Origin of the sequence: Sediminispirochaeta bajacaliforniensis DSM 16054, from assembly GCF_000378205.1 — a bacterium.
Lineage (GTDB): Bacteria > Spirochaetota > Spirochaetia > DSM-16054 > Sediminispirochaetaceae > Sediminispirochaeta > Sediminispirochaeta bajacaliforniensis.
Genome location: NZ_KB899419.1, coordinates 76220 through 102423, shown reverse-complemented (window position 1 = coordinate 102423; position 26204 = coordinate 76220). Strand labels below are relative to the sequence as shown.

The window sequence follows — 26204 nt, the reverse complement described above, 5'->3', positions numbered from 1 at the left end:
CACTCCTTTTTGTAGTGTAGCCAAGAGAGTATGGAATCGTCAAGGTCGGGAAACGACTACCAATCATACTCATCGTCGCTGTATGAGACCTCTTTTTTAATCTCCGGAATGGGCCGCCATTGCAGAAAAATCGAAAATTCCGGTTGCCACTGATAATAGGAGAGTCCGTCATCATTATCAACAAGCTTAGGTCTCCCCGAATAGACAAAGTTGAGATCCCAGTCCCGCATGGAATGTACAGCTTTTATCGAAATACTTTCAAGGTTAAAATTGGAAGCTTCTCGCCTTGATCGGTCGAAAAAGGCAAAAGAGTCCAAAAGATCGGTCAGTATATTTAGAGGATCATCGGAATAGGTATCAAAATATTGATAGGTAAGCGTATTGCTGGAGACCGAAGAAAATTCGATATCAAGGAATTCAGCTATCGAAAGCTTGAATGAGAGATCGAAGGTGAACTCATTTTCCGAATATCTGATAAGATTCATTTCCCATGAGCTATCGAGCGAAAGTGACAAATTGATTCGTCGCTTCCAAAAGGGATCGGGATCGAATTTAAATTTGAGTCCCGTCTCAACGCTGTACGGCCTGAAAGCCCAGTCATCAGAATCTTTTTTCCAGCCAGAATCCGTCAAGTCATAGTCGTAAGCCCTTTTGGCCAAAAAATCAACATAAAGCGGGAAAAGTGTCACCCCACCCTCGTAGCTATCGATCTCCTGATCGTCGAAATCCCAGGTAAGGGCATTGCTGAGTTCGATGTTTTCATCGAAGAAAGAAAAAGCGACAGTGGAGGCGGCAAGATCATGGTCGTCTGAATCCATTCCAAGGTCGACCTTTTCGTTGAGTTTCAGCCAATCGAAGGGGGTTATACCAAGTTCCCAAATGAGATAATCAGAATACCAATCATGCGCGGTATAGGTCCATATTCCCTTTCCGCTCAGTTTCATCCAGTTGTTTTCAACGGCCAAAACAGGCTTAACATAAAGATCCTTTGGCGGCAACTGCAGCGTAGTCGAAAGGCTTTGGCTGCCTTCCACCTCCTTACGTACAAAAGAGGTCGTAAATAGATGATTGGTGATACTGTCTTCACTCCAGGTCAATGGGATCGTATTGAAACTTGTGTCGCTGTCTCCCTCCCATCTACCGGCAAGCACGGTACTTGTTCCTTCATACACGACTGAAGAATCGTTCCACAGATCGCTGGCAAGAAAAGGCTTCCAGGTAGCGGCAAAGCTATTTGTCACATCATAACGGGTCGCAGACTCATCGGCATCCTCTCCGTAATCGGAGTCCAACTCGTCACTATATATGGTATGGTCTTGGTATGTTCCGGAAAAGAGTACCTTATTTTCAAAGCTGAAAAAATCCTGCCATATCGCGGCCTTGTAATTAAGGGCCGCAGTTCCGGTCAGCTTGGTAAGGGTGTAATCCGTATCCAGGGAGACATCTTCGGCGGAAGCATAATCGGTAACGTTGTATACATTTTCCTGTGACGCGATCGGCTTGATGCTGAAACCAAGGGAATTTTGAAAAAGAGAGGGATTGTTTGAGGAGGAGTCAACATCCCCTGATATGGAAGAGGGAGCAGCTCCTTCCCCTTCCACCGCGATATCGAATACATCGTTTGCGACGTTACGATCTCCCGGCCAGGCTCCGGGCGATGCAATGCCATCTTCAGCCGAAGGATCAGATTCGCTATCCCCTTGGCTTGTCTGAAGGGATGTGGAAAAGGTATCAAAAAGAGAACCTGTAAGGGAAAAGGAGAGATTAGGAAGGTCAAAAGATTCCGGATAGTAATAGCCTAGAGGATATAGTGTAGTTCCTGAACCATCTTTCGAAGCAAGTATTGCGGCTATGGCCAAAGAGTTGAGGGTAAAGGTGATATCCCCCCGTTCCGAAAGTACCAGAGGATCGGTAGAACTAATTTCAATGCCCGGATTCAGCTCTTCATCCTCGTCCTCGGCATCCCCACTTTCATCCTCGAGAACAGAATCGGAATCGATAAAGCTCTTCCACTGCATTCCCTCTTTGCGAGGCAGAAAATCACTACGTACCGTGGGATCGGAGTAAAGAGGAAGATCCATCGAAAGGGTAAACCACTTTGTCAATTCCCGTTCACCGGAAAAATCAAAACGAAAGCGAAAGGGAAAGGTATTACCCAGGATCATGGGCTCCTGCCAGTCAACATCATAGCTTCCGTCATCTTCGATAAGGGTCGTGTAGCCGTAGGAACTTTGATCAATTTCCCTGGTTTCGGCTATACCAGCATAGAAAAAAAGATTCTGCCATGCCCCCAAGGCCTCATACTCGCCTTGAAGTGCCGTAAGCAGGCCGAGATAGGTATAGTAGTCGGCAACCACTTTGATATAACCGTTATTTGGCTCCTCATTATCTTTGTTCGGAACCTTTGTAAGAAAAAGCCCATCACGTTCATAACGAAACGAATCCGAAGATCCATCGAGATATTCCAGAAAGGACAATCCGCTCTCGTCTTCCTCCTTAGATTGACCGCGAAGATAGGTCGTGGTTTGAAGGAAATATCCCTTTGTCAGGTTGTAACCGAAGTTCGGATGGATAAAAAGGGTGTCGCCCGGCATGAAAAAATAGGGAAGAGGGAGTATTGGAATTCTCCCAAGATATAGGGTGGCATCCTTTACGGCCCACTCCCCGGGACGAAAAATGGTTATGCGCTTGGCCTTAATACGGTAGTAAGGCTCTTCCAGACCGCTGGAGGAGATAACACCGTCGTCAAGGACCACACTTCCGTCGGAAAAACGTCGAATGCTCCTTCCGCTGTAAAAGAAGGTGACACTCTTCTCTTCTACCGTCTCCTCCTTACTGCTGGCACCGGAAAAAAAGGTTCCCGACCAATCTTCGGTATTGAACACAAGGCTTTCTCCGCGAAAGAGCTCGGAACTGTCGTTGCGGACAAGCTCATACACGACGTTTCCCTTCGCGGAGAGGACCCCGGTATCCCGATTAAACAATATATAGTCGGCCGTTACCTTGTGAAGGGTTCCATTCTTTTTATCATCAAGGGTGATGGAGACATCTCCCTGCAGTTCAAAATAGTGCTCTTTTGATTGGGGATCGCTGTAACTCTCTGCAGATTCCGCCTCCTCCACACGAATCGTCGTCTCGGCGGAAAGTAGCTGCACCCCCAAAAACAACAAAGTCATTGCCCAAACGAGGGTGAGGCAGTACATCATACAATAGTTGCGTGCCCCTTGCTTCATCTCCCGTCCAAGAGATCCTGCAGATAACGGCCGGTATAGCTCTTCTTGTACCGAGCCACTTCTTCGGGAGTACCGGTGACGACCACCTGCCCTCCTGCCGCTCCACCTTCAGGACCAAGATCGATAATATGATCTGCCTGTTTGATCACGTCGAGATTATGTTCAATCAAAAGCACCGTATTTCCCATATCCACCAACTGGTGGAGCACTTCCATCAATTTCTTTACATCGGCAAAATGAAGCCCTGTCGTCGGTTCATCCAGAAGATAGAAGGTCTTTCCGGTGCTGCGCTTAGACAATTCCAGGCTCAACTTCACCCGTTGAGCCTCCCCTCCCGAAAGCGTCAAGGCGGATTGTCCAAGTTTAATATAGTCGAGCCCCACAGAATGGAGGGTATCAAGTTTACGTTTGACAGAGGGTATGTGAGAAAAGAATTCACGGGCCTCTTCTACAGTCATTTCTAGGACCTCGTGAATATTTTTTCCCTTATATCGGATATCGAGGGTCTCCCGATTGAAGCGCTTTCCCTTACACACATCGCAGGTGATGTAAACATCGGGCAGGAAATGCATCTCGATTTTAATCGTTCCATCGCCCTGACAATGTTCACAACGCCCTCCCTTCACATTAAAAGAGAAGCGGCCGGGTTTGTATCCCCGTGCCTTTGCATCGGGAAGAGAGGCAAAAAGCTCGCGAATAGGAGTAAAGAGGCCAACATAGGTAGCGGGGTTCGACCTCGGGGTCCTTCCGATGGGAGACTGATCGATATTTATGATCTTATCGATGTTTTCGAGTCCCAGAATTTCATCGTAGGAAGCCTCGGGGAGTTTGCTTTTCCCCACTCGATTCGAGATTGCGGGAAAAAGAACATCGCTTACCAACGTCGACTTTCCGGACCCGCTCACCCCTGTGACAACCACCATCTTTCCCAGCGGGATGGCAACATCTATCCCTTTTAGATTGTGCTCCCTGGCTCCTTTAAGGAGGATCTGGTTTCCGTTACCTTGCCTGCGCTCCTGAGGAACGGCAATAACCTCTCTTCCGCTAAGAAACCTTCCCGTTATACTTTTTTTATTTGCAAGGATCTCTTCCAAGGTTCCTTTCGCAATAACATGCCCCCCATGAACGCCAGCCCCGGGACCGAGATCCACAATGTAATCGGCAGTACGAAGGGTTTGCTCGTCATGTTCCACAACAATCAGTGTATTGCCAATATCCCGAAGATGCTTCAGGGTTGCAATGAGTCGATCGTTATCGCGTTGATGTAAACCGATGGTTGGTTCATCCAGGATATAGAGAACACCGACAAGACTTGATCCTATCTGGGTCGCAAGACGGATTCGTTGGGCTTCTCCTCCGGAAAGGGTACTTGCACGACGCTCCAATGTGAGGTATTCCAGACCGACACTCTTCATGAAGGTGAGCCTGTCGACGATCTCTTTCATAATCTGAGATGATATCTTTTTTTCGGTCTCGCTTAGTTTCAGCTTCGAAAAAAAGCTGAGAGAATCATCCACGGAAAGGCTGGTGAGGTCAAAAATCGAAACCCCTCCGACCTTTACGGAAAGTGCTTCAGGTTTCAGCCGCTTTCCGCCACAGGCAGGACACTCTTTCTGTGACATAAAACTTTCGAGCCACTGTTTTATCCCCTCGGAACTTGTTTCCAGGTATCGCCGTTTCAGGTCGTTGAGGACCCCGCGGAACTGGGTCGAATACTCGAACTTACCCGTCTTCTTCCTGTTCACGTAGGTAACATCGATTTCGTCATCGCTGCCGTTTAAGATAATATCGAAAATTTTCTCGGGAAGCTCATCCAAGGGGGTATCAAGAGAAAAATCGTAATGTTCCGCCAAAGCCTCAAACCAGCTACGATGCCAGGCCGAATCGGGATTTGCGGTAGCGACCCCCCCCTGATTGAAGGAGAGGGACTTATCCGGAACCACCAGTTTCGGGTCGAACTCCAGGGTCATCCCGAGTCCTGAACAAACGGGACAGGCTCCGTAGGGATTATTGAAACTGAAGAGCCGGGGTTGAAGTTCCGGCATACTAAACCCACAGCGATGGCAGGCATTTTTCTGGGAAAAAAACGTCTCTTTCTCGTCATCCTTTGTTGCCGTAACGGCGATCAGAGAACCATCGGCAACGGAAAGGGCGGTTTCTACGTCCTCGGCAAGTCGCTTTCGCATATCGCGACTCATCTTCAATCTGGAAACCACAATCTCAATGGTGTGCTTTTTGTTCTTTTCGAGTGTAAACTCTTCATCCAAGGAAGCTACCTGGCCATCAACCCGAACACGAACAAATCCTGCCTTCCTTGCATCTTCAAATATCTTCTGATGTTCCCCCTTCTTCCCCCGAATAACAGGAGCAAGGATCATCAATTTCGTATCTATCGGATGCGAAAGCAATATATCGAGGATTTGATCGATCGACTGTTCCTGGATGGGATCACCGCAATTGGGACAATAGGCCTTTCCGATACGGGCCCATAGAAGTCGGTAATAGTCGTAAATTTCCGTAACAGTTCCCACCGTCGAACGGGGATTCTTGTGGGTCGTCTTCTGTTCTATGCTGATGGCGGGACTCAGCCCCTCAATATAGTCGAGATCGGGTTTATCCATTCTTCCGAGAAACTGCCGGGCATAGGCAGAAAGGGATTCGACATAACGCCTCTGCCCCTCTGCAAAGATGGTATCAAAGGCAAGGCTTGATTTGCCGGAGCCGCTAAGTCCGGACACCACAATCAAACTGTCTCTCGGCAACTCAATATCGATATTTTTCAGATTATGCTCTCTGGCACCCTTGATGATGATCTTATTCATAAACAGGAGAGTACGAAATTTCCTAAAAACCGGCAAGCGCATCTTCTGCAAGAAGACGCCAACGGCCACCGCCGTTAAGGTAGGTCAGAATGGTAAAGAGTTCCAGGGCACGCTCTTTTGCCCCCTCCTGTTCCAACAGAGAAGCAAAATGGTAGAGTGACTCATACATTCCCGCATCCTCGAAAAAAAGCGCGATATCGTCATCGGCCTCTCCCTTTTTCAAAAGGTTCAAGGTATTTTCATAACCGTAAGAGGTGGTGATAAAGCGATATCCAGGCTCTCGGGATAAAAGGAGATCGATTGTCATGGAAAGCGGGATGGTACATGCAAGCAGTAAATGTCCCATTGCCGCATCACTCTCCCCTTTTTCCATAAAAAGAGTACCCAAGGCGGCATGGGCGGGAATTGTCTGGCTGCCTTCGGGGCGGTAGAGCTCAAGAAATTTATCAGGACCCTTTTCGAGGTAGTTACTCAAGAGAAGTTTATCGGGAATTTCCTGAACAGGATACTCTTTTTTCTGCATCGAGATAATCTCTGCATACACGGCGATTGCTTCTTCCTGCTTACCTTCCCGCTCAAGAACCCTCGCAAGAAGCTTTCGCGGGGTATAGCGTTCTTCCCACACGTAGAAACTCTTTTCATGCTCGATGGCGTTGCGATATGCCTGCTCCGCCAGAACGAGTTCACCTTCCGCCTCATACACCTTTCCCGTCCAGGTATATCCGTCGGCTATGAGATCCCCCCGCTCCAAGGTCTTTCTAAAGTAGAATAGGGCCACTCCCAACTCACCGTCGTGAAAGGAATTCTTTCCCCGTTCCAGCAAGATCCAGGAAGGGGGGCCCTCGGTACTTTGTGAAAAAAGCCCAGGAACAAGACAGAAGAGAAGTATCATGCCGATGAGGAAAACGCTTCCACCACCATGTCTGCAAGCTTTCACCACCGTAAATTCCTCCCGATCGATCACCCTTCAAAGGCTGCAAATTGTTCCCAAAAGGCCTTGTACGCCCTTTCCGCTTCCCCTTTATAGACTATAGACCCTTTCCGAAAGACAATCACTTCCCTTCCTGCGCCGGTTATGCCAATGTCTGCGTGACGGGCCTCTTCAGGACCGTTCACAACACACCCCATAACCGCAACCGTAAGTGATTTGTCGCTTTTCAATAACTCTTTTTCATACCGGGCAAGGAAAGCATGCGGGTCGAAGGTCGAACGGCCACACCGGGGACAGCTGATAATCCTGACCCCATTCTTCCGAAGTCCAAGAGCTTTGAGGATCTCAACTCCGGCCATCACCTCTTTGACCGGTTCTTCGGAAAGACTCACACGGATAGTATCACCGATGCCCATAAGCAAAAGGCGAGAGATCATAATCGACGACTTTACCGTTCCGGGGACCAAAGGCCCTGATTCTGTAAGACCGATATGCAGAGGATAACGATATCGCTGTGAAAAAAGGGTATTGGCCTTCACACTGCTTTCAATATCGGACGATTTCAGGCTGAAAACCACCCGGCTAAAACCTATTTTTTCAAGAATACCGATCTCTTCTTCGGCAGCAAGTAGCATGGCCTCTCCACGATCGGGGTGATTACGAAGCGTTCGAGGCAGAGATCCTCCGTTTATACCAACGCGAATTGCAACCCCGGCATCGGCGGCCGCACGAAGCACCGTTTCGGCCTTTTCCCGTGATCCTATATTTCCAGGATTAATGCGGACCTTATGGACACCTGCACGAATGGCCTCAAGAGCAATGCGATAATCAAAATGAATATCCGCAACGATCGGAATCGGGCTCCTTTTGGCAATCAATCCGATGATTCCCGCATCTTCAAGACGGGGAGCCGAAAACCGTATCAGATCACATCCAAAGGCCGCAAAATCATGTATGGATGCCAAAACATCATCAATATTTTCACCAACAAGAGGACGTTTCCACATGGTTTGAACCGTTACGGGGGCGTCACCTCCTATAAAGAGATCCCCGACGGGAATTTTTTCTCGTAGCATGCTCATTACACCACTTTAAAAAAAGCCGATCCGTATGCCATCGGCGGTGGACCGGCTTTATATACATGAAGTTCGTGTGCCTAACCGACAACACCCATCATAAATACCATGACGAACAAGGCAACCGTCTCGATCAAACCAAGGACCATGATGTAGTTACCAAATCCCTTACCGGTCTCAGCCAAGGCATCGGATGCATATGCAGCAGCCTTTCCCTGAAAAAGAGCGGAAAGTCCCATTGCAATACCGCCGAACAAGCCTACACCAAGCAAAAGCCAGCCATTCGCCGTATCGGCAACCCCTTTAAGGGTATTCATCAGAATATACCCGTAGATGGTCTGTGTAAGGGGAGCCCCAACAAAGGCAACCAGCATGAATGGTGCCGGTTTGTTCTGTGCAAAGCACTTTTTCCATGCACCAACTGCAGCCATTCCGGCGGCACCAGCGCCGAGGGCCGATCCCATTGCCGAAAAAGCAAGGGCCGCTCCAATTCCTAACATTCCGAAGTTCATCTGCTCTCTCCTTCTTTCTAAATGAAGTATTTACTTCGTTTCTTTTTTTCGAAAGGGGTCGTACGCAACCCCAGTCCATTCCATTCCCAGGTGACCTGAAAACTCCAGTACATTCAATCGTATACCATGCACGATCACGGAAAGCGCTCCCATGGCAAGATTCAGTCCATGACCGAGGAGGAGGATCAGAACACTACCGATAATCCCAACAACGTCGTTCCCCAATCCGGAAGCCATGGCATTGAAGCTTTTTGCGATCTCCACCGTTGCGAGTCCAACGGCAAAGAGTCGTATATAACTGATAATATCGGAAAAGGCGGAAATCGAATCCAAGAATGTCGTCAAAAAACCACCGATCCCTTTAATAACACCCTTGATAAAATTTCCTTCTTGCTGACCAAAAAGGAAGACGGCAGCCAAACCGCCGATGAGCATATAGATGCTGTAGGTCGGCATAGGAAATTTTTCGGCATCAAGAACAAGATTCAGCACAAGGTAAAAAAGTCCTAAAACCATAGAGAGCCAACCAAGCTGAGCAAAGGCACGGATTTTGGGCTTTTTTCTCAGTTCCGTCATAAAATTCCAGATGTGGGCAATAGAGAGGTGTATTGTTCCCAATACAAAACAAATAAACTTTATCATTTGGGAACTCTCTTCAGAGCCGAAACTGGCTATGGCAGGGATCGTCAAGGCCTTTATGGGGGGAAGATCCGCCAGGAATTGAGATCCAAACCAGGTACCGGTAATGGCACCCCAAACCACTGTGCAGGAACTCAGAACCGTAAGCAACACCATGGCAGTAGGGACTTTCCCTGTTTTTTTCTTGCCGCTTCGCATTCCAAGCAGACCAGGGATGAGAAAGATCAGTCCGTATCCTGCATCGCCGATGATCATGGCAAAAAAGATGCTGAAAAAGATAAGGAAAAAGAGACTAATATCCCGTTCGTGGTAGCCGGGGATGGTTCCCAACATACCGAAAACCGGCTGAATAATGGAGATAGCCTTGGGATTTTCAACCAGGGTCGGAACTTGGTCCTCATCATCGGGATTCGTAATGATAATCCCCATCCCGTTCTCGGTGGCCATTTTCTTGATAGCTTCGCTTCGCTTTTCAGGAATAAATCCCTTCAGGTAAACGATCGTTCCCTCCGAGTGCATACCGGTTACAATATTCTCAAACTGGACCATCCCATTCAATTCATCGAGCACCCTTACCAAGCGACCCCGGCTTGCAGAAAGACGATCAAGCTCTTCTTGAATATGGGCGATCTGTGAACGTCGGTCTTTAATCACGCCTTCGATCTCGGAAAGTGATGTTTCGGGAGGCAGGAACTCTTTCCAACCCCCGATATCGAGGTTTCCATCATCAACGACAGCAACGTAGCGAACACTTTTTGTTGTTCGGACGGGAAAAAGGTTTTTCACCGTAGCGGCAGCCTTTGCCTGATCAGCACTAAGCTCGAAAAGCCGCAGGGCTATCCCCCGTTTTTTCAGTTCCGCTATCACCAGTGGATCAAAATCGCCCCAGGGTACGACCTGTTCACGTTCCCGATCAAAGCGTTCCACATCATCGGACAATTCCCGGATACGTTCGGCCTGTCGGTTCACCCTTCGAGCCAGTTCCAACGCAGCATCAAAGGATGAAGGACCGCCGCCCTCCTCCGAGGCATCCGGCGAAAGTGTGAAGATCGCACGGTCCACCATGTCTCTGGTTTTTTTCAGCTCTTCCAATCGCTCACCGCTTCCGGCCAGCTGTTCAATATGAAGCAGGCCGAAATCACGCAGTTTTGCAATCGAATCGCTCTTTCGTGTCTCGGTGGTAACCAAAACCACCTTTTTCATTGGTACAATCATTGCTAAGAGACCCTCACAATCTTGTTCTTGGCAATCTTTCCGCGAACGACCGAAGCTGTCTGCTGATCGCTAAGATAGATCTGAATCTTTCGGATATTCTTTTTTGTTTCGGGTATCTTTACCTTTTCGAAAAGATTGACCCGCTGAGTCGTAATCCGTAACTCCTCACCCAACAGGTCGGCCTGCTGTCGCAGGATTTCAATCTCAGCATCCAAGGCGGAAATCTCTTTCAGGGCCACAACACCTTTATCAACCCAAAGCGGCTTTTCAAACAGGTCGTAGGGGATGGTATCAAAAAGCAACTCGCGAAATACCGGTATATCGACACCAGCAATATTTCCCATTTCCCGATCCACAGCCTTGATCCGGATCAACTCCCCTATTCCGACATCCTCACCAAATACCGCTATCCACTCTGCAAGATCATCACGAAGCCGTTTCTGCTTTGCCTCAATATCCCTGATCTTCTGTTCGACCTGACGGATGACCATCTGCAGCTGCTGTTTTTTCAGCATAAGGGTCGGAAGGTAGCGCTGATACCGTTTAAGAGAATCCTTTTGTTTTTTCTGTTCGTTTTTGGTCAGCTTAACCGCCGCCATCACATCATCCTTTCGGCCAGAACTTATTGAGCAATTCCGTTCTCAGACCGGTCTCTTCCTTGGTAAAACATTCGGCAAGAATCTCCCAACCGTTGTCCAGCGCTTTTTCGAGGGGGATATTCACCGAAAGGTCCATCATCTGTCCTTCGAAGAGTACACCGTATTTCAGGAGCTTAGTATCCCAGTCGGTCATACGGAATCCCATGGATCGTTTCTCCAGTGACTCCTTGTATGCGGCATAGAGTTTGATCATACCGTCCATGAGGGCCCTGTGGTCCTCTCTGGTATCCTTGTTGACTGCCTGCTTCAGTCTAGAAAGGCTACCGAAAGGTTCGATCCTTCCTCCTTTGAGGTAATACTGCCCCTCTGTGATGTATCCGGTGTTATCGGGAACCGGATGGGTAACATCATCGCCCGGCATAGTCGTGACGGCAAGGATGGTGATGGAACCGGATCCCTCAAAATCGACTGCCTTTTCGTATCTGCTTGCAAGCTGGCTGTAAAGGTCGCCGGGATAACCACGGTTGGAGGGAACCTGTTCCATGGTTATGGACATCTCTTTCATGGCATCGGCGAAGTTGGTCATATCCGAAAGAAGGACAAGCACCTTCTTTCCTTCAAGGGCAAACTTCTCAGCCACGGCAAGGGCGATATCAGGAACCAAAAGGCATTCAACAATGGGATCCGCCGCCGTGTGGACGAAGAAGATGGTCCGGCTCATGGCTCCGCCGGCTTCAAGGGTTTCTTTAAAATAGAGGTAGTCGTCGTATTTAAGCCCCATGCCCCCTAAAATGATCAGGTCGACTTCCGCCTGCATGGCAATCCGGGCCAACAGTTCGTTGTAGGGCTCTCCGGAAACGGAAAAAATCGGCAGCTTCTGACTTTCCACCAGGGTATTGAAGAGGTCGATCATGGGAATACCGGTACGTATCATATTGCGGGGGATAATACGTTTGGCGGGATTTACCGAAGGCCCGCCGATGTCGATCAGATTCTCCTTAAGCTCGGGACCTTTATCCCTGGGCTTTCCGCTTCCGGTAAAAATCCGCCCGAGCAGATTTTCCGAATAGGAGATCTGCATCGGGTGACCAAGGAAACGGACCTCGTCTCCGGTGGATATTCCCCGACCTCCGGTAAAAACCTGGAGTGAAACCCGGTCTCCGTCGAGTCGGATAACGTTGGCAAGCGATTCACCGTGACGGCTGCTTACCACCGCAAGATCATCATAGCGAACCCCGTCTGCCTTTACGGTAATAACACTTCCGGCGATCGCCTCAATTTTACTGTATACTTTGCGCATCGTTTCTCCCACCTTTCACTATGCCTGCTTTAGCAGCCGTTTTGCATCTTCCTGAAAACCGGTCTTTTTTTCGTCGAACATCTGACGGATCTTTTTCTCCTGAGCAACAAACTCATCAGACTTCCATTCGCTTCCGTTAAAGTCGAGAAAGCGCTGGCGCAACTGGTTGAAATAGGTTCGTGCCTCATCCTTCTGGGAAAGATCATAGGCTGAACCGATAATTTCGAAGAGTAAATTAAAGACGTAGGTCTGACGCTCCACGCCTACCGCAGCATCGACCGGATCAAAGGAGTTCTGCTGCAGATAGACATAATCGATAAAATCGGATTTGAGGTAGACGATATAATCATCAATGCTGGTGCCTTCTTCACCGACAACCTTCATCATTTGTCCAACCTCATCGCCTCGATGCAAAATCTGCCTGGCGTATTCGGTTTTCTGGGGTTCAATGACCCCCTTGTACTTACTCCAGCTATCCAGGGGGTGGATGGCTGGATATTTTCTTGCATCAGACCGTTCCCGCGAGAGTCCGTGGAAGGCACCGACGACCTTCAAAGTCGCCTGGGTCACAGGTTCTTCGAAGTTTCCTCCTGCGGGACTTACGGTACCACCGATGGTGACTGATCCTATCGAGCCGTCTTTGAGTCTGACCACACCGGCCCTCTCATAGAAACCGGCGATAACCGATTCGAGATAGGCGGGAAAGGCCTCTTCTCCCGGTATCTCTTCAAGACGACCGGACATCTCACGCATTGCCTGGGCCCAGCGGCTCGTGGAGTCGGCAAGCATGAGAACGTTGAGCCCCATCTGTCGATAGTACTCTGCCATGGTGACGGCGGTGTACACCGAGGCCTCCCGGGCAGCAACCGGCATTGAACTTGTATTACAGATAATGACCGTCCGCTCCATCAAGCTTTTTCCTGTTCGCGGATCGATCAATTCGGGGAATTCTTTCAGGGTTTCGACGACCTCACCGGCACGTTCACCGCAGGCCGCAAGGATTACGATGTCAACCTCGGCATGACGGCTGGTAATCTGCTGCAAAACTGTCTTTCCGGCACCGAACGGACCGGGAATACAATAGGTTCCGCCGAGGGCCACCGGGAAAAAGGTATCGATCAGACGTACCTTGGTGATCATCGGTTTCTCGGGCTTAAGTCGCTCGTCAAAGCAGGAAATAGCCCGTTTTACCGGCCACTGAAAGCTCATGGTGAGGGGAATATCGTTCCCTTTTTCATCGGCAATCACCGCAATCTCATGATCGATGTCGTAACTTCCAGCCGACTCTATCGTTTTTATGCGGTAGCTTCCCTGCTTATCGAAAGGAACCATAATCCGATGCTCGAAAATCCCTTCGGGGACCGTTCCAAGGGTATCGGCTGCGGTAACACTATCGCCGACCTTTACCTTGGGAGAAAAATCCCACTTTTTATCCCGAGGCAAAGCACTCAGGTAGACTCCTCGCTGAAGAAAGAAGCCGCACTGCTGGGCCAATTCGGGAAGCGGGTTCTGAAGGCCGTCGTAGATCTGCGTCAGCAAACCGGGACCAAGCTCTACAGCCAGCAGCTCTCCGGTAAACTCGACACTGTCGCCAACTCCGATTCCACCGGTCATCTCAAAAACCTGCATCTCGGCCCGGTCTCCCCGGATTCGTATGACCTCCGACTTGAGGCGTTTTTCATCTAAAACGATGTATCCCACTTCATTCAAAGAGATGGTACCGTCGACTAAGACAGATACCATGTTTCCGTTTACTCCTATGACTTTACCACTGCTCCTATCCATCAGCTCTCTCCATTCCCGGTTGAGGAAGCAGAAGCAACCGCTTCCCGTACGTCTGCATAAATTTCTTCAAATCGCTCTGTACCAAGCTCGGGGCGAAAAGCCCCTTTCCTTTCCAAAAGCTGCAATTTGAGATAGATAATCATCATCCGTTGAAGGTCAAAATAATGACCGACCTCCATTTCCTCAAGCTTCCGCCAACGTGCCTTATTAAGCACATCTTCCGCCTGTAAGGGAGTCGGCTGCCCCAGGGCATCACGGACAATATCTTCAATTCCCGTCGGGCCCTCGCCGGGGCGCACATACACTGCGGCATCCATGCCAAGACCTGCCGCTCTGGAACGAACCAGTTCATTGCGAAGTTCCCGTTCAAATCGGTACCAGGAGATAAGGAAAGCGGGGAGTTCATCCTCTTTCTGGTCGGAAATATCAAGTTTTGCATAACAAAGAGAACAGTAGGCGCTATCCGACATGTCTTCCGCACAACGCGCAAGGAAATCCTCCGAACGTATAGCGGAAACTGCGTCATACGAAAAGAACGGCAGGGTGGCAATCGTATAATAGTATTGAGCCAATTGCCGCCTCCCTTATTCCTTTTGACCTTTTACACTCTCCCGCAGCAAGGCGGAAAGCCGGGGACTTACATACTGAGAAAGAATTTCTGCAATTCCGTCGGCCGTAAAATTGTAGTAGGCACTTCCGCCTTCCTCGGCAATCTTAAAGCCGGCTTCTATTCCGGCCACAGGCTTGACGGTAACACCCTGCTTCATCTTGGTTCCAAGCGTTTTTTTGAGATACTCTTCCACTTCCAGCCGTTCGTTTTCGGGAAGTAAGAGTTCAAGAGAATCCTTTTCCTCGCTCCAGTTGGAAAGAAGGGCCACAATGGCTTTAGAAAGGCCTTCACCGGTAAGGGCGGAAGCCGCCTCCTTCTTTACCACCGCATCGAGCATTGAAGTAATCGATGATTCGAGACTGAGGAGCAGGTCTCTTCCTGCCTGCCGGATCGATTCTTCGGCAGTCGCCTGCATTTTCGCCGCATCTTTTTCGGCTTCTTTTCGGATACGGGCCGCCTCTTGTTCCGCATCGGCTATAATTTCATTTCGCTTTTTCTGCGCCTCATTGACGATTTCTTTGGCCTGGGCCTCGGCATTGTCGACCCCTTCGCTTTTAATCGTCTCTATCAGCTCTTTCAGTTGAACATCCATAACAACCCCTTCGCCAATTCAGTGAAATTTTATCTATTCCGTATCATACATGGTGCCAGACCATTCATCAAGAGAATACGGAAAACGAGGATTCTATTCCTCGTCAATATACCGGTAAATTTTTACCATCCGCCTCTGGAAAAAGCTATACAATGCTCTTGGCGCATCGCTTCGTTCCGTTAAGATTGACAAAACAGCATCCCCCGCCTCATCGACGGAAGAAAAACTTTCAGCCGAAAGACGATCTACCTCTTCATGGATCGCCTTCAGAATTTGCAATTCATGGCGAAGTAGCGCACTATTTTCCGTCCAGACATATTCGGTGATCTCACGGCGATCATGACGCTCACTGGTAGAATCAAGTAATACGACAATCCCCTCTTCCATGGCTGAAATCTCGACCGAAAGGATACGTAAAAACTTCCGTAACTTCTCCTTCATACTATTCTACCTCATGAAAGTAATACTATAGGTCTTTATCGGTATCCGCAAGATTAAAGCCGATGCTTAACACCGATGTTTCCGTAAATTTTAAAGGCGGCACCGTCTCTTGCAATACGAATTCCCCTTCCGGGATAGGCAGCCTCCATTTTCTCCCGCAGCATAGAGGCAACCGTCTCTTCGATCTCGCTCTGCACTGATTTCGGAACCTTTGCAAGGGTAACCATATCCACTTCCACAACCCAACCTCTGCCGTGTTCGGAACCAAAACCGGGGGAAAAGGCGGCTCCGACGTTGAAGAGGCCGTCCCTGCTTTTACTTGCCGTTTCTCCCTTCGCAGGTCTGTTGGGATGTAGGGGGTAAAGCTTCCCATAACGATTTTCCAGAGCTTCGTCTATTTCATCGAAGCTCTTTTTAAGAAAATCTTCCCACTCTTCCATCTGAGGATTTACCATCTCTATACCTCCTCTTCGTCCTCTTTCGTCCCATCACTTGTCACCTGAGGCACCGTTTCAACCCGCTTTCTGCGGGGACGAGGCCTATGCTTTGCTTTTTTTGGGGAGCTTGGAGAAATATTGGCAACAGAGAAAATGATAGACACGACAAGGATCATGAGTACGGTAACGATAATAAAATGAGGCGAGCGTATCAAGGTAAATAAAAGCTCAAAAAAAGGATTCATCCCAGTCGTACCACCGTTTTGCCCGCCCCTCCATCGTCGGGATGAGCAAATTCGTAGGATTCCACGGCCTTATGGCCTCTCAAGTAATCGTGTATTCCCCGCTGCAAGATCCCTTCACCGGTACCGTGGATCACGGAAAACTCCCTCAAGCCCTGAACAAGCGCCGCATCTATCTGCTTGATAAGAGCGTCTATGGCCTCTTGGAGTCGCATTCCCCGGAGATCCAGAACGAAAGAGGCCCTCTGACCGGCAGATGGGGCATCATAGCTTACGGCAACTCCCTGCCGTCCCCCTTGCTGCCGAGCCTCAACGGCCCGAAGCTCTTTTTCCGCAACAGGCAATTTCATCGGGCCAATCGCAACAAGCCAACGATCCCCTTTCTCTTTTCTTATGAGTACACCCTGTTTTTGATAGTTTGAGACAAACACTGTCTGCCCCTCCTCAAGCGGAAAATCGGAAAACACCTCCTCCTGATGCCGCTCTTCGGGCACCGAAAGACGTTTTTGCTCCTTTTCGTACAGCTCCTTTTCATTGTGGGAACGTTCCTCAATCGTGCCGATAAACTCTTTTACCTTGAGGGTTTTATCCCTGTTTATCTCCCCTTCACGCAACTCGCGAACAAGGTTTTCAAGTTCACGTCGAGTTTCATGCATGAAGGCATCAAGGCTGCGATACCCCTCTTTTCGCAGTTCGTTCTCCCGCCTTCGAAGACGGAGTTCCTTCAGATCGTTCTCCCGTACCTCTTCCCGCAGACGTTTCTCACGCTGATTAAGGCGCTGTTCGTTATGGCGGAGGCGAGTGGTTTGAGATTCAAGTTCCCTGATCATGGTACCGACCTCGCCGGCAGACTCTTGCCGATAGCGTTCGGCTCGATCAAGCAGGGCCTGAGGCATGCCGCTGCGTTGTGCAATCGCAAAGGCGTGGCTTTCACCGGGGATTCCGGAAATCACACGGTAGGTAGGCATGTGTGAAGACTCATCGAAATCCATGGAAGCGTTCATCGCTCCCGATCGGGTATAGCCGAAATTCTTCAACAAGCCGTGGTGGCTGGTTGACACCGTCAGGGCATCTTTTTCAATTAGCTCCTCAAGAATCGCCATGGCAAGCACCGATCCCTCGGCAGGATCGGTGCCTGATCCCAATTCGTCGAGAAGAACTAAGGTGTGGGCCTGAGCAAGCGATATAATATCAGCGATGGTCCTCATGTGCCCTGAAAAGGTAGAAAGTGATGCCTCTATCGACTGATCGTCGCCGATATCGGCATAGACGGCACGAAAGACCGGTAATTCACTCCCTTCGGCTGCAGGAATCTCTATTCCGAATTGATGCATCAGTACCAATAGGCCGATGGTCTTCAGGGTGACGGTTTTTCCCCCGGCATTGGGGCCGGAAATGATTAAAGAACGTACCGATCCCCCCAGTTCGATATCGATAGGAACCGCATCGGCCCCCAACAGGGGATGCCTGGCCCGTTTCAGCCTGATTCCCTCTTCGATAATCACAGGACGAATTCCTTGATAATAGCGGGAAAGACGTGAGCGGGCCTGAAGAACATCAATCTCTGCGATGACAGGAATGAGCGTCTCAAGGCTCTCCAAGCGGTCGCGAACAAGGGCGGAAAGCTCCCGCAGGATCTTGATAACAACCTGATGCAGCTCATGTTCCTGGATGGCAACCTCATTGTTTTTTTCAAGAATGTCAAAGGGCTCGAGATAGAGGATGGCCCCTTTTGAAGAGACATCATGAATAATGCCCTGTACCGCCCCGCGCCGCTGCGCCTTCAGAGGAAGTACAAGCCGTCCATCCTTCTGGCTTGGAACATCATTTTGCCATAAATCCTTACTTTCGTTCATGTAGCGGGAACTCATCTCCATTAATTCCCGTCGTAAAGCGCCAAGACGCTTTCGTATCGCACGCAGCTCCGGGTGATTTTCTTTCACACTTCCATCCGCTTCCAAAACCGAAAAGATACGGGAAGCAAGTTCACGGGGAGGATCAAGGCGCTGCAATAGCTCGAGCAGATGTATGGGAAACACCGCCGCCTTCGACTGGGGGGGGAAAAGCTCCTGACTCCCCTCTTGTACATAGTCCTGCAAGATAGCGGCTGATTGGATATAAAGTGCAATGGGATAGAGATGTTCTCCATCAACAAACGATCCCGGTCGGGCAAGCTCTTTAAGGGCATCTGTAATTGAGGGAAAAGAGAGAGCGGGTAACTCCCGAAACTGCTCCATCAGAACTCGTAGGGCAGCTACATCATCATGGAGCGATTCACACTCGCGACGCTTTGTCAGAATACGCTGTCCGGAAAGGAGCGTTCGTCCCTCTTCACTAAAACAACGGGCTGAAAGTTCCTTTCGTATTTTGCCGAATTCTAATAGCTCAACTGTTTTTTCCACCGTTCAAGTTCCTCATAAAGACGAAGATAGCTTTCAAAGCGATCTTCATGGATCTTTCCGGCAAGCACAGCCTCCCGTACTCCGCAGCCAGGTTCTTCCCGATGCGTACAGGGTTGAAATTGGCAGAGGTGGCTATAGGCGGAAAAATCCTTGTAATAAAAGCCGAGATCTTCCGGCCCGATCCCATAGGGAATGATCTCCCTCACTCCAGGAGTATCAATCACCATGCTTCCCCCAATGACATAGGCTCGAGACAAAGTAGTCGTATGTCTCCCTCTATTATACTTTACCGAAACATCTCCTGTCTTTAACTCCAGCTTGGGATAAAGCGTATTAAGCAGAGAAGATTTGCCGACCCCGGATTGGCCGAAAAAAGCAACGCAATGGCTATCTATCCTTTTTTTTAGCGAATCGGTGCCTTTCTTTGTAACTGCAGAGGTCCTGAAAATCTCATACCCCATCGCCTCATAGGCATCAAGCCGTTTCTCGATGGCGGCAATGGCCTCTCCGGCAACATCTTCATACCCCTCGATTTGATCATACTTGTTAAGCACGATAATCACCGGTATACGCTCCCCGGATGCTACAAGCACCCGATCAAGAAAGCGAGGACGGAACGGCGGTGTTACCGGAGAGAGGATTGCAACAAGAAAATCGATGTTTGCGGCAACTGCCTGCGGCATGTTTCGCTTCTGGTTGAGCCGGACAAAGGCATTTATGCGCTCCTCTCTGGAAAGGATGATCCCCTCCTCATCGGCTTCGTTACCTTGCCGTTCGTAGCGGACGCAATCCCCCGGGGCAAGGGGGTTGTACTCCTGCAAACTGCCCCGTTCCAGGACTTTGCCTTTAATCCTGCATCGCAAGGTAAGATCCTCGACGGCATCATAGAGGGTAAAGATATTGTTTGCCCCCCAAAGAATGGTTCCCGTCGACTCCATTACACAACGCCGCCCCAGCCGAGGGCATAGGCATCGGCAAAACGGCGGTATGTATCGACATCCCCTTCAATACCGCTGACAAAAAACTCACTGCCGCCCCCGCCTCCATGGTATTCTGAAACCATTTGGATAACGTGCCTTCCGACCCCTTCGATGGAATCGACGATTTTCACCCGGCCGCCGAAGGCTTCGACAATCTCATCCCTGATGTGAAGAAAATGGGTACACCCCAAAACCAAGGTATCAACCTCTTTTTCCGAAAAAAAGGCAACAGCAGGGGCAAGAACCTCACGAATTTCAAGAGGATCGGCATCAAGGAGACGGTTTTCGACAAAATCCACGATATCGACACCGGCGAATCGTTCGACCTGAAAACCATCGGCAAAAAGCCTGACAAGATTGTCGGTATAGGGATCCTCCACGGTACGCTTTGTAGCAAGTAATCCAATGGTATGTGTACAAGAAAGAGCGGCGGCAGGTTTTATCGCCGGAACAACCCCTACGAAGGGAACGGAAAAGGTATCTCTGAGCTTTTGAAGCGCCGTTACCGAAGCTGTATTACAGGCGACGACGACAATCGAGGGATCGACACGTTCGATGTAGCGTTCCATGGTGCCTATGATAAGCCCACCCAGCTCTTCAATGGATTTTTCGCCGTAAGGAAAATTCGCCCTATCGGCAAGGTAACGATATGAGAAGTTGGGAAGCTTCTTTCGTACCCACTGAAGGTATGGCAATCCTCCGATACCGGAGTCAAAGAAGGCAATCGGGCCGGTATTCTTCATGGCCGTATAGTAAAACCTTCACGGCGTATTGACAAGCCAGAGTTTTCCATTACTCTAAAACTATGTTTTCCAATTCCATATGTAGTGAGCCGGGTTGCAACTCTTTCTCGGCTACCGGTCAAACCACCTGTCTGAAGCATAGCCCCGACAGGGACGCAAGCACCAAACGCTGCAAGGAGATTCTCGATCGAGAAAGGTACATAAAAGATATCAGTTTCTCGGGCATCATCCTCCGGGAACTGGATATGAGAGAGAAAACCCTCACCACTTGCAATTTTTCCGAAGCATATTTTCGTAACATTGATTTCAGTGGCTCACGGTTTCGGCTCTGCTTTTTCCCCTTCTCAACCTTTGAGAAATGTCGTTTTACGGGATGCAACATCACCTACACGGTCTTTGCCGGTTCAACCTTCTTTGATTGCGATTTTTCCGGATCCGATATCATCCACACAAATTTTCTGGGGATAAAGGCCGAACATACCATCTTCGACGATTCGGATCTCTACTACTCAAATTTTACCAATGCGAAGCTCAGTAATGTCACCTTCATCGACTGCAATCTGAAAAAGGCCGATTTCTACGCGACCGAGAGAACGGGCGTTAATTTCAAGTATTCGAACTATGAGGAAGCAAGTTTCGGAAGGGAAGCGGTATTATGAAGCTCTTTTTCCATTTTGCCGTCGTCGGTTTTTCCAATACCTATCTGATCGGCCCCGAGGGGGGCGGGAATGCACTCCTTATTGATCCCGGTGTGATGGATGTGGAGCTTTTGGACATGATCGAATCAAACGGCTACTATGTTCGTTACATTCTGGTGACCCATAGCCACGAAAGTCATGTAAAGGGGCTTGGTACCATCGGAAAAATCTATGATGCGGAGATATACGGAAAGCACCCGGTGGTCCTCGGTCGATCGGCGCATGTTCTTGAGGATGGAAAGGAATACGATTTCGAGGGGATCAAAGTGGTTCCCATTGATGTCAAGGGCCATTCTGGAGATCATCTGGTTTACCGAATTGAGAACATGCTGTTCACCGGAGACATTCTTGCCGCAGGTAGAATCGGATCAAGCGAAGGGGCCGTAGAACGAGCCATCATGCTCAAATCGATACAGAAAAGGATTCTCCCCCTCCCCGACTATATGCTCATCTTTCCCGGCCACGGCTCGCCGACCACCCTCAAAACGGAAAAGCTCTTCAATCCGGATCTACGGCTCGGTAGTCAAGCCCCCAGCACTGCTGAAGGGGAGCTCGGAAGCGTTCGGGAAGAGGAGCGATAAAGCGGCGGGGCTCCCTCTCCCCCGGCAGAACGATTTCAAGGCTCATGGAGTGAAGCATCAAACCAAGGTCAGGAAAACGGGTGCTTTTTCTGCCGTAGATGGGATCACCAATGACCGGGTGGCCAAGCATCAGCGTATGGACCCGAATTTGATGGGTCCTACCGGTAAGTAAGTTAAAAGCAGCAAGAGAACAATCATTTCCTCGCCTAAGCCTGGTGTACTCCGTTATCGCAGGCTTTCCTCCACTCATAGTCCAGGTAAAACGCTTCCTGTTCTTCGGGTCGCGGATGATGCCGCTTTCCATACGGCCCGTTGCATTGGAGAGGGCTCCCTTCACAAGGGCGATATAACGCTTTTTACACCGTCTGCTGGCAAATTGCTCCGCAAGAAACTGACGGGTTTCCGGATCTTTTGCAGCTATTAGGACCCCGGAGGTATCCTTATCGAGACGGTGAACGATGCCGGGGCGTACCGTATCCTCGCCGAACCGTTCTCCCAGTTCGCGGCAATGATACAAAAGGCCTTGTACGAGAGTCCCTGACCAGTTCCCGGCCGCAGGATGAACGACAAGGCCCTGAGGCTTATCGATGACAATGACGTGCTCATCCTCATATATAATAGAGAGGTCGATAGCCTGCGCCTCGAAGGATGGCTCGGGCTGATCCTCGTACATTAATGCAATACGATCCCCCGTATATACCCGCGACGATGCCTTGACCGCCTTTCCATTAATAAAAAAACGGGGATTGCGCTGGCGCAGTTGGCTGCGGGGAAAGAGTCCGGCAACCTCGCTCACATAACGATCGATTCTGACACCGTCACTCGGAATATCCCGAACGAGATGGTCCCAGCGGCAACCTTGTTTCTCAACGCCCACCGGAAGAGGCTCCGATGATATAATCGACAAGGGCAAGCAAGAGTGATCCACCGACCGCCGCAAGAATCCGATAGGTTCGTTCTTCACTATCTACCAAGTATTCCCCGCTTCCCGTCGAATAGAAGGGAACATAATCGGTATCGAAATCGTGGGCAACATAGTTGTACGAATCAAACCCAAGGGTCGATAAAAGAAGGGTAAACGGGAGCGATCCAAAGAAAATAGCCTCGGCACGCCGAAGGTCCAAGGCCCATTGAGGAAATTCTGATGCACTATAAGGTTCGTAATCGGATTCATCGCTTGCAGTATCTTCAGTATCATCGGCAGGCAGCAACGTCACAACGAAACAAAGAAGAAAGAGAAAAATAACAATTCGCACAACAAGGGGACGGGTCATCTCCTTAGTCCCGTCTCCCGAATATTGCAGTTCCCACCCGTACGATTGTCGCTCCTTCGGCAACGGCGATAGGAAAATCCCCTGACATCCCCATCGAAAGTTCACGGAGCTTTGCCTGGGGGTATTCCACCGAAAGGCGATCGGACATTGAACGAAGAAGGATGAAGGCCTTTCTGATCTGCCCCTCATCTCCACCAAGAGGTCCGATGGTCATAAGACCGGTTACGCAAAGGGCATCCAATTCAAGCGTCGCGCCCAAGGCATCGCTCAGCTCTTCATATTCGGAAAAACCGTTTTTCGAGACTTCTCCGGAGGTATTAACTTCAAACATGATGTCGATATGCTTCCCGGCCGCCTGGGCCCTTTTATTGAGCTCCTCGGCAGTGGCGACTTTGTCGATTGACTCCACACATTGAACAAGGGGAACAATCTGTTTCACCTTATTGCTTTGTAAATGACCGATCATGTGTAATCCCATATCGGCAGGAAGGGGTACGGTGTACTTACCGACAGCTTCCTGAACACGATTTTCACCGAAGAGACGAATCCCGGCCTCATAAGCGGCAAGAACATCTTCGAAGGGGTGTGTTTTCGTTACTGCCATTAACTGTATGTCCCCGGGATCTCGTCCCGCTTTATGGGCAGCTTCGGCAATCTCATCTCGAATTCTCGCAATATTTCCAGCAATCATTCCGTCCATACCTTCCATACAACGAGCATATCACGAGAGAAAATGAAATAAAAGAGGAGGGATGATTGAAACCGCCTGCAGCTCTGTATTATCTTTCCTCTCATGAAACAGAAGATTATCATGGTTACGCTGGCATTGATTTCAACCTTGAACCTTGGTGCGCAGACACTTTTTGAGGCCGTTCCCTATCTTACGGGAAACGATGCGGAAAAGCTGAAAGCTGGGGAACCCCTCACTCGCTATTTCTTCTCCAAGGATGAAGCAGACTTACGCTATATCCTGGATTTCACCTCGGCACAGACCCTTTCGGACAAAGTACGCTCCCTTGATCCGACCCTCGGGGTTGAAAGCCTATCGCTGATGCCCTATCCCCAGGGTGCATCAAAAGAACAGGCCTATGAGCAGGCTGCAAAGATCCTTTTTTCAGTCAGTACAATGGAGGGTATCGAGTATTATTCGGCGTCGAGGGAAAAAATGAGGACGCTCTTTACCGAATCAACGGTCATCGACAGCCCCGAATCAGGAAGGCCGCTGCCGGACCCCCATTTCGAAACGGTGCCGAGATCCATCGACCTGACCCTTCGCCAAACCGATCTCACCTTTGGGACAAATATCTATGCAACCCATTTTGAAGGGGACGGTAAGACTCTTTTACTTGAAATGTCGAACATGACTAAGATGAAGTATAAGTTCATCTCAATGGTTTCCCCCGGTGATCTCTCGCTGAGTATTGTTCTTTATCCCGTGGATGAAGGGATTCTTTTTTACGGTGTCTGCAGTGTTAACAGCATCTCTTTTTTCGGTCTGGAGCGAAAAAAGACCGATTCGTTTTATTATCGTATTGAAGCTCTTAAAAATTGGTTTGAAAATCGTTACCGCGTTTCCGTAAAATAGTATTCTATGCCATAATACTGAGAACCATAGGAGGCTTCAATGAATTTTCCCTGGTCACTCATTATCAATATCGGAATCATTTCAGCGGCCTTGTTGATTGCAACGTTTATTAGGACCCGTATCCGATTTGTTCAACGGTTTCTCATTCCGAATGCACTGGTGGCCGGATTCATCCTCCTTATTCTCTACAACTTTGTGCTTCCCCAATATGGCCTGTCAAACGAGGGCTTTGGCATGCTGGTGTACCACCTCTTGAATATCAGTTTTATTGCCATGACCCTACGAAAGGGGAATGGCAAGGTAAGAAAGAGCCGAGGAACCATTTTTGCTACCTCAGTTTCTGTTCTTTCACAGTATGCACTCCAGGCTTTTCTCGGTCTCTTGGTTACCTTCCTGCTGATAAAGACAATTTTTCCCGGTCTGTTCCCGGCTTTCGGCTTTCTGCTCCCTCTCGGTTTCGTACTGGGACCGGGACAAGCCTTCGCCATCGGCTCGGGATGGGAGCCGATGGGCTTTACCGGAGCGGGAACGGTGGGCCTTACCTTTGCCGCCATCGGGTTTCTTTGGGCCTGCTTCGGTGGCGTTTTTCTGATTAACTATGCAATACAGCGAGGCTGGCTGAATAAGGAACAGATCGAACTCCTTAACAGTCGTAGAATTCGTTCTGGACTCATGAAAAAAGGTGTCGAACGGCCAGTCGGAAGCTTTATGTCGACTGAGACAGAGGCAATCGATCCATTTACCTATCACATTGCCCTGGTGATGGTTGTTTACCTTATAAGTTATTTCCTTCTGAAAGGCCTCGGCCTCCTGCTTGCCTTTGCCGGTCCCCTTGGAGTCGATCTTGCAACAAATCTCTGGGGGATCAATTTTGTCTTTTCGGCAATCGTGGCTCTCGGTTTTAAGGCCTTCGCAAAGGGGGCAAAATTCGAATACACCTTTGACAACGGGACTCTCACCAGAATATCGGGATTCTCCGTCGACCTTATGGTCACCGCGGCAATAGGCGCCATCAGCCTTGTGGTGGTCGGCAAATACATCATCCCGATTCTGATTCTCAGCACCATCGGCGGCGTCCTAGCGCTTATCGGTGTGCCGTGGTTTTGTTCGAGGATTTTCACCGATCATCGTTTCCAGAGGATGCTGGTAATATTTGGGGTCTCAACCGGTACCATGCCGACAGGTTTGGCTCTGCTGCGCGTCATCGATCCCGACTTTGAAACTCCGGTAGCCCGTGACTATATGTTCTCATCGGGACTGACATTTGTCTTTGCAATACCCTTTATCATGATCATCAATCTTCCTGCATACAGTGCAACACATGGGAACCCCATTCTGTTTTGGCTGGCCGTTGCCGTTGCCTTTGCTTACCTGCTCTTCGTCCTCGTGAGCTACTTTCTTATCTCAAAACGGAGAGGCATACGAAAACCGAAGGAGATCTGGTTACGAGGCCAGGACATGGAAACCGACAGCGATATTGCTTGACACAATAAAAAGATTCATGGTA

Annotated in this window: 24 protein-coding genes; 4 read left to right on the top strand and 20 right to left on the bottom strand. The window is 49.4% G+C overall.

The window, feature by feature from the left end; genetic code table 11:
- Window positions 1–56: 56 nt before the first annotated feature.
- The 17 genes from F459_RS0114255 to murI all read right to left on the bottom strand — a co-directional run bounded on the left by F459_RS0114255 (window position 57) and on the right by murI (window position 20559).
- Window positions 57–3233 carry an LPS-assembly protein LptD gene (locus F459_RS0114255; protein WP_033301812.1) on the bottom strand — a complete coding sequence of 1059 codons (3177 nt, stop codon included), beginning with the start codon at window positions 3231–3233 and terminating at the stop codon, window positions 57–59.
- Window positions 3230–6055, bottom strand: a complete 2826-nt coding sequence (uvrA, locus tag F459_RS0114250; protein ID WP_020613389.1) for an excinuclease ABC subunit UvrA — start codon at window positions 6053–6055, stop codon at window positions 3230–3232. The genes F459_RS0114255 and uvrA overlap by 4 nt, the downstream gene beginning before the upstream one ends.
- Before the next feature lie 22 nt (window positions 6056–6077).
- Window positions 6078–6995 carry a tetratricopeptide repeat protein gene (locus F459_RS0114245; RefSeq protein WP_051086178.1) on the bottom strand — a complete coding sequence of 306 codons (918 nt, stop codon included), beginning with the start codon at window positions 6993–6995 and terminating at the stop codon, window positions 6078–6080.
- A gap of 20 nt (window positions 6996–7015) precedes the next feature.
- On the bottom strand, window positions 7016–8062 hold the full coding sequence (ispG, locus tag F459_RS0114240) for a flavodoxin-dependent (E)-4-hydroxy-3-methylbut-2-enyl-diphosphate synthase (RefSeq protein ID WP_033301810.1): 1047 nt from the start codon (window positions 8060–8062) through the stop codon (window positions 7016–7018).
- An 80-nt stretch (window positions 8063–8142) separates the two neighbouring features.
- Entirely contained in the window at window positions 8143–8574 is a 432-nt protein-coding gene (locus F459_RS0114235) for an ATP synthase subunit K (RefSeq protein ID WP_020613386.1), read from the bottom strand.
- Between the two features lie 30 nt (window positions 8575–8604).
- A complete protein-coding gene (locus F459_RS0114230; RefSeq protein WP_020613385.1) occupies window positions 8605–10416 on the bottom strand; it encodes a V-type ATP synthase subunit I in 1812 nt (603 codons plus the stop codon).
- Window positions 10417–10430: 14 nt separating this feature from the next.
- Complete coding sequence (locus F459_RS0114225) at window positions 10431–11027, bottom strand: V-type ATP synthase subunit D (RefSeq protein WP_020613384.1); 597 nt, start codon at window positions 11025–11027, stop codon at window positions 10431–10433.
- Between the two features lie 4 nt (window positions 11028–11031).
- Window positions 11032–12327, bottom strand: coding sequence for a V-type ATP synthase subunit B (locus F459_RS0114220; protein ID WP_020613383.1), 1296 nt, complete (start codon window positions 12325–12327; stop codon window positions 11032–11034).
- Window positions 12328–12345: 18 nt separating this feature from the next.
- Window positions 12346–14112 (bottom strand): V-type ATP synthase subunit A, encoded by a 1767-nt coding sequence (locus F459_RS0114215; protein ID WP_020613382.1) that lies wholly within the window; start codon window positions 14110–14112, stop codon window positions 12346–12348.
- Window positions 14112–14684 carry a DUF2764 family protein gene (locus F459_RS0114210; RefSeq protein WP_020613381.1) on the bottom strand — a complete coding sequence of 191 codons (573 nt, stop codon included), beginning with the start codon at window positions 14682–14684 and terminating at the stop codon, window positions 14112–14114. The genes F459_RS0114215 and F459_RS0114210 overlap by 1 nt, the downstream gene beginning before the upstream one ends.
- A gap of 12 nt (window positions 14685–14696) precedes the next feature.
- Complete coding sequence (locus tag F459_RS0114205) at window positions 14697–15314, bottom strand: V-type ATP synthase subunit E (protein ID WP_020613380.1); 618 nt, start codon at window positions 15312–15314, stop codon at window positions 14697–14699.
- 93 nt (window positions 15315–15407) lie between these two features.
- The gene (locus tag F459_RS0114200; protein ID WP_020613379.1) at window positions 15408–15755 is read right to left on the bottom strand and encodes a hypothetical protein; all 348 of its coding nucleotides are present in this window, start codon (window positions 15753–15755) and stop codon (window positions 15408–15410) included.
- 53 nt (window positions 15756–15808) lie between these two features.
- On the bottom strand, window positions 15809–16210 hold the full coding sequence (locus F459_RS0114195; protein ID WP_020613378.1) for a hypothetical protein: 402 nt from the start codon (window positions 16208–16210) through the stop codon (window positions 15809–15811).
- Window positions 16211–16212: 2 nt separating this feature from the next.
- Window positions 16213–16437 carry a hypothetical protein gene (locus F459_RS0114190; protein ID WP_020613377.1) on the bottom strand — a complete coding sequence of 75 codons (225 nt, stop codon included), beginning with the start codon at window positions 16435–16437 and terminating at the stop codon, window positions 16213–16215.
- On the bottom strand, window positions 16434–18836 hold the full coding sequence (locus tag F459_RS0114185) for an endonuclease MutS2 (RefSeq protein WP_026295039.1): 2403 nt from the start codon (window positions 18834–18836) through the stop codon (window positions 16434–16436). The genes F459_RS0114190 and F459_RS0114185 overlap by 4 nt, the downstream gene beginning before the upstream one ends.
- Window positions 18812–19774, bottom strand: coding sequence for a ribosome small subunit-dependent GTPase A (gene rsgA / locus F459_RS0114180; RefSeq protein ID WP_020613375.1), 963 nt, complete (start codon window positions 19772–19774; stop codon window positions 18812–18814). The genes F459_RS0114185 and rsgA overlap by 25 nt, the downstream gene beginning before the upstream one ends.
- Window positions 19774–20559 (bottom strand): glutamate racemase, encoded by a 786-nt coding sequence (gene murI / locus F459_RS0114175; RefSeq protein ID WP_020613374.1) that lies wholly within the window; start codon window positions 20557–20559, stop codon window positions 19774–19776. The genes rsgA and murI overlap by 1 nt, the downstream gene beginning before the upstream one ends.
- A gap of 62 nt (window positions 20560–20621) precedes the next feature.
- Here murI and F459_RS0114170 point away from each other — a divergent pair, with 62 nt between their 5' ends.
- Both F459_RS0114170 and F459_RS0114165 read left to right on the top strand, forming a co-directional pair.
- A complete protein-coding gene (locus F459_RS0114170) occupies window positions 20622–21218 on the top strand; it encodes a pentapeptide repeat-containing protein (RefSeq protein ID WP_020613373.1) in 597 nt (198 codons plus the stop codon).
- Window positions 21215–21838: an MBL fold metallo-hydrolase gene (locus F459_RS0114165; RefSeq protein WP_020613372.1), complete on the top strand. Its 624-nt coding sequence runs from the start codon at window positions 21215–21217 to the stop codon at window positions 21836–21838. The genes F459_RS0114170 and F459_RS0114165 overlap by 4 nt, the downstream gene beginning before the upstream one ends.
- Here F459_RS0114165 and F459_RS0114160 read toward each other — a convergent pair.
- The 3 genes from F459_RS0114160 to F459_RS0114150 are packed head-to-tail and all read right to left on the bottom strand — an operon-like array spanning window position 21756 to window position 23821.
- A complete protein-coding gene (locus tag F459_RS0114160) occupies window positions 21756–22715 on the bottom strand; it encodes an RluA family pseudouridine synthase (protein WP_020613371.1) in 960 nt (319 codons plus the stop codon). The two genes, F459_RS0114165 and F459_RS0114160, sit on opposite strands and share 83 nt — an antisense overlap.
- Window positions 22705–23112 carry a hypothetical protein gene (locus tag F459_RS0114155; protein ID WP_020613370.1) on the bottom strand — a complete coding sequence of 136 codons (408 nt, stop codon included), beginning with the start codon at window positions 23110–23112 and terminating at the stop codon, window positions 22705–22707. The genes F459_RS0114160 and F459_RS0114155 overlap by 11 nt, the downstream gene beginning before the upstream one ends.
- 4 nt (window positions 23113–23116) lie before the next feature.
- A complete protein-coding gene (locus F459_RS0114150; RefSeq protein ID WP_051086177.1) occupies window positions 23117–23821 on the bottom strand; it encodes a YggS family pyridoxal phosphate-dependent enzyme in 705 nt (234 codons plus the stop codon).
- Between the two features lie 84 nt (window positions 23822–23905).
- Between F459_RS0114150 and F459_RS0114145 the strand changes: the two genes are divergently transcribed.
- Complete coding sequence (locus F459_RS0114145; protein WP_020613368.1) at window positions 23906–24697, top strand: DUF6675 family protein; 792 nt, start codon at window positions 23906–23908, stop codon at window positions 24695–24697.
- Window positions 24698–24736: 39 nt separating this feature from the next.
- Complete coding sequence (locus F459_RS0114140) at window positions 24737–26182, top strand: sodium/glutamate symporter family protein (protein WP_020613367.1); 1446 nt, start codon at window positions 24737–24739, stop codon at window positions 26180–26182.
- Window positions 26183–26204 lie beyond the last annotated feature (22 nt).